This window comes from Nostoc favosum CHAB5714, from assembly GCF_020829495.1.
Taxonomy (GTDB): Bacteria; Cyanobacteriota; Cyanobacteriia; order Cyanobacteriales; family Nostocaceae; genus Nostoc; species Nostoc favosum.
In genome coordinates, this window is record NZ_JAIVFQ010000203.1 from 1 (window position 1) to 4,616 (window position 4,616).

4 protein-coding genes are annotated in these 4,616 nt (G+C 45.7%); 1 reads left to right on the forward strand and 3 read right to left on the reverse strand.

Annotated features, from left to right (window positions below):
* The first annotated feature begins 97 nt into the window (after positions 1-97).
* On the forward strand, positions 98-448 hold the full coding sequence (locus tag LC586_RS39660; RefSeq protein WP_229491255.1) for an arginase family protein: 351 nt from the start codon (positions 98-100) through the stop codon (positions 446-448).
* A gap of 59 nt (positions 449-507) precedes the next feature.
* Here LC586_RS39660 and LC586_RS39665 read toward each other — a convergent pair whose 3' ends face one another.
* The 3 genes from LC586_RS39665 to LC586_RS39675 all read right to left on the reverse strand — a co-directional run bounded on the left by LC586_RS39665 (position 508) and on the right by LC586_RS39675 (position 3,916).
* Positions 508-1,707 (reverse strand): hypothetical protein, encoded by a 1,200-nt coding sequence (locus tag LC586_RS39665; RefSeq protein ID WP_229491256.1) that lies wholly within the window; start codon positions 1,705-1,707, stop codon positions 508-510.
* Between the two features lie 106 nt (positions 1,708-1,813).
* Positions 1,814-3,412, reverse strand: a complete 1,599-nt coding sequence (locus LC586_RS39670; RefSeq protein WP_229491257.1) for a hypothetical protein — start codon at positions 3,410-3,412, stop codon at positions 1,814-1,816.
* A gap of 174 nt (positions 3,413-3,586) precedes the next feature.
* Complete coding sequence (locus tag LC586_RS39675) at positions 3,587-3,916, reverse strand: helix-turn-helix domain-containing protein (protein ID WP_229491258.1); 330 nt, start codon at positions 3,914-3,916, stop codon at positions 3,587-3,589.
* Positions 3,917-4,616: the final 700 nt, after the last annotated feature.

The window sequence follows — 4,616 nt, forward strand, 5'->3', positions numbered from 1 at the left end:
TCTCGGCGTTTTTTTGTGAGTTTTTTACCGATTCTCAATTAATCTTAGCGATCGCTTCCGCCTGCCCACTTGAGTAAATTCATATATAGCAACCTTTTTGGGCTTTCCTATCCGTCGAACTCACGTTAACTTAGAGGTAATCAGACAGGTGGGTGTCAAAAAGGCTGCAATAGATTTGCTAAAGCGATTGCAACACAACCGACTCGATGGCTTTTGGATTCACCTGGATGCTGATGTTTTAGATGATGCCATTATGCCTGCGGTCGATTATAGAATGCCTGATGGTTTGAGCTTCGTAGAACTGACAGACGTGTTGCAAGTGCTGATTGGTTCACCAAAAGCAATGGGCATTGACATTACGATTTTCAACCCTAAGCTTGATTTGGACGGTATAATCGCACAAGCATTTACACAAGCATTGGTTGCAGGATTGATGCCTCATAGCTAGGAAAGACTTTCAGTATGACTTAGGAGCATTGTCCCCGGGTGTGGTCAAAAGTGTGATTTTTACCTCTCCCAATCTACCAATACCCGATCCACACAAGCAATCCCCCACTGTGGAAATTTCACCAACAATTTCTTGATCACAATCTGCAAAGCAGGGTCATCATTCCAACACTCCAGCAAAAAGTCAAACCCCGGATTCTGCCCCGAATTCGCTGCAACTTTCAGTTTCTGCATCCGCTCTGGTCGCATATTTGACCTTGCTACAATCGCCTCATGCGACCACTTTTCAGTTTTTGACACGGGCAGCGCGGAACTTTCGCTTTCTTGATCCGCTTTCAGCTCAACACCAGAGACTTGGTTTTCTCCCGATAAGGAAACAGAATAACCCTGTTCTACAAGCTCTGGTGTTTGATGAGCGATCGCTGAACTTGAAGAAAATTCATTTTGAGCGACGGGCGCGGCGGAACCAGTACCTTCATGACAGTCCCTCGGTTCAACACCACAATCCTGGTTTTCAGCTAGCAACGAAGCGGGATTACTTTGTGCAGCATCCACAAGCGCCAGTGATGTACAGTCATTCGCCGTAGGCGAGTCTTCCTCCTTCTCTGACACGCCTTGAACAGTCTGAGGCGACGCGCCCCCCAAGGGCGCGTGAGCCGTCTCCTCAACTTGCAAAATCTCATTTAGCGTGTCAGAGATACATCTCACAAACTCATTTGATGAGTTTGTGAGATGTTCCTGAGTAGTTCGTGAGGGTTCGCAGAACCCTTGCTCTGGCTGACTTTGACCTGAAATAGATGCTTTATACGAAGCACGCATTTCTTCAGAGCCAGCATCTTTCTCTGAAATCTCAGCATTTGGTTCTTGTTTTTGAGAATTTGGTTCTCGTTTTTCAGCATTGGCTTTCTCCCAAAATTCCTTCATTCGACTACCGTGTAAATTCTGCACCATCCACTTCACTGTCTCCCGGCCATCCTGAATCGACTTATCCGGCTTGAAAATGAACAGACCACTGTCGGAGAGAATTTTCTTCGCAGAGATAAAAGTACTGTAACCCAAAGCACTTGTTAGCGGCATCCACCGAGAACCGTATGGGTCAGCTGTCCAGCATTCTTGCCACAATTGTGTAACAGAGGGTCTTTGCTGCGATGCCCACAGCATATCTTCAATCGGGATAATCACATGAAGCCTTTTATATGGTGACTGTGCTTTAGTAGCAACAGACTTTTTGGGTTTGGGTCTTGTGATAGTTGCAGTCATTTTACAATCTCCTGTTTATATTGACGCACGAAAATTTCCCCCGCTGCGATTGCGGGGCTTGCTACTTGTATTTAGTTGTCTAAAAAGTTACTGATACACCAGATGTCTATTGAGGTTGCCAAAACCGCAACTCGTCTCGGAAATACCTATCAGTCTTTTTCGATTGCTCCTTCCAACAATCCCAAGCCACCACTACTTCCTCGCCCAAATCCTCTACAACTTCACCTCTCTCGATATACAAAGTACGGTATGGATCGACGTGGGCAACGATAGAACCAACGCCAATGGTGTCTGGTTGAGAGGATGCTTTTTGGAGAGCAGTAATTAACTCTGTCTCTTGGGTGGTCAATTCCGCCAAATAATCTGCTTTTATCACTTCATACTCTTGAGCAACACTCCAAAATTCCTGCCACGTACACCCAGGCTGTGAAAGCACCCGTCGAATATCGCTAACCGCTTGGGGCAACATTTCCAATTGCTCGGCTCGATATGCGATCGCAGATGGTGTCGGTTCACTATTTAAAATTAGCGCTGCTGCCTCCAATGCCTGGGTATTGTTCATGGCACTAGCGAGATTCTTCAACGCCATGCCCATCAACCGTAAACATTCCTGTGCATTCTCCTTGGGGGGTTCCTGGGCTAGCGATCGCAGGTCAATGGTTTTCTCCAGTGCTTGCTTCACCTGCTTGGTCAACGCTTTAGTCGCTTGCTGGGTCATGGTATTTCCCCACTGTTGAGAAGGACGTTGCTCTACGGCGTTTTCCAAATCCTGAATACGCTGCCTAAGCTGTTGGTTCTCAGTCTCCAATTGCCGTAGCGATTCCATTTCGTCTAGGCGCTGCTGTAACTGGATATTCTGCTCCTTCTGCTGCTTGTACAGATTTTGCAAGGATTGGATTTGCTCACTTACTTGTTCTTCGGCTCTGGCGGTCGCTTCTGACTGTAGTCCAATTCTCAATTCCTGCTGTAAGCGCTCTAACTCTTGCTGGTGTTGCTCTTTGAGTGCAGCGATCGCTTCCCTGTATTCTGGTGAATAATTTCGCTCTCTGGGGAGTGGGACACTACCGACATCTAAATCACCATTGTTGATCAACAACCTTTCGCCATCAGCAAAGGTGACAATCTGTTGCCAGTGATTTGGAGCCGAAGCCTCAATGGTTCCCTCTTCTCCATACCTTGGGTGTGACTGTTGTGAAACTGTGACTATAGCTTTTTGAGGAACCACTGGTTCCTGAATTCTGGGAACCATTGGTTCCTGAGTAGATTGCTTTTTGCGTGGAAGTTGAGGAACCACAATATTTGCAGCAGCCGCAAAGTCTGATTCACCAGGAGAAGAGTTATCTTTCAGAGCCAGGGATACAGCAGCTTTAAGTTTCTCTGGTTCCTTGACTAAGCGAAGTAACGGACGAGCCTGACGCTCATTTTTGATGTGTCCCCCCAACTCGCCAACTGCGTCTATGACCTTTTTGGCTCCTAGCAGTTGGTTGATTCGTCGGTATCCACCCCAAGCGCATAATTCACGCTGGCAGTATTCTTCAAAGTTTTTATATCCAGCTTGCAGGTAAAGCTGTTGTTCCCTCATCTGGAGGATTTCATCTACCGCTTGCCACTCGAATCTGTCGATGGCAGTAAAGGTTTCTTGGATGCTAACGTTGACAACACTGTAATCGAGTGCTGTTGTCTCTTCTGTGTCTAGTGTCAGCATATCTCTTGCTCACTATGGTAAATACTTGAAAGTTGGGGTGTTGCAGTTTAACCAAAGTGAACCGAGGAGATACTGAAGGGTGTTTGCCCAAAAATATGTCAGCATTGTAATAAGCTCACTTTGTGATCAACGAATTGAGCAGGCGATCGTGTTGCTTGGCGGCGGGCGATCGCTTTATGCTGCAATATCCTCAGTTGCTTCTTTATCAGTACTAGGAAGTTGGTGTTTTGCTATAGCGATTCCCTTACTTAGTTTCTGTTGATTTTTTTCCGCCCTTTCCGCATCGCTATCTGGGATATAAATCAGTAAGTCTCCAGGTTGGCAATCAAGAAATTGACAAATATCGTTTAGCCGCTCAGGTGACATCCGAGGCATGGTATCAGTTTTCCGTAACCTGTAAACAGAAGTTTCGGTGATGCCGATACCTTCGGCCAGGTCTTTATTTCTGACTCTTTTTTGGGCCATGATTTCATTCAGCTTCCAGCGAATCACTCTTTTATCCATCGTCATTACTCCACAATCCTAATATTCATAGTGGAAAAACGATTAATCTTCTTTTAGCGTCTACAACTTTATTGTACATAAGACTACTATTAAAATAATTATCACTACTAAAAATATTCGTGAGATGTTGACAAAAACATACGTCTCACGTATATTTATAAATAGGGGGGTAACGGCAAGCAAACCGCCTGCACCCAAACGCAAAAAGGGTTTGCACTATCTGAACTTTGACAGCAATCCAGAGTGACCGCTTGATGAGTAACCGAGGCACTGGCACAACAAGAGTTGGCGAGGGGTACACAGCCGGGAAATGGATTTGCACTTAATAAGAAATTACTGGCAGGACGACGGACGGCAGTTGAAGCGTTTGAAGTCGTACACGTCGCCTGATACGCTGTATCTCCTGTTTTGGTATCACTCAAGTGCCACTGACTTTGAGCCACAAATACATGGCTACGCCAAATCTTTTTGAAAGTATGGTTTGGATCGGGTTGCTCAGACGGCAGTTGGAGCAATAGCACTTTTGGGAGTTCGACCAGCAGTAGCTTAGTTGTTGCAAGTGAGAAAGGGCGGGTAACCGTTCACAGGATTCCCAATGTTACCGCAGAAATATAAGTACAAATTGGTGGTAGATTGAAAGGCATGGATATTTTGTGCCTCTTTTACGGGATTGAAATCCCCAACTCGGATTGGGAAAAAA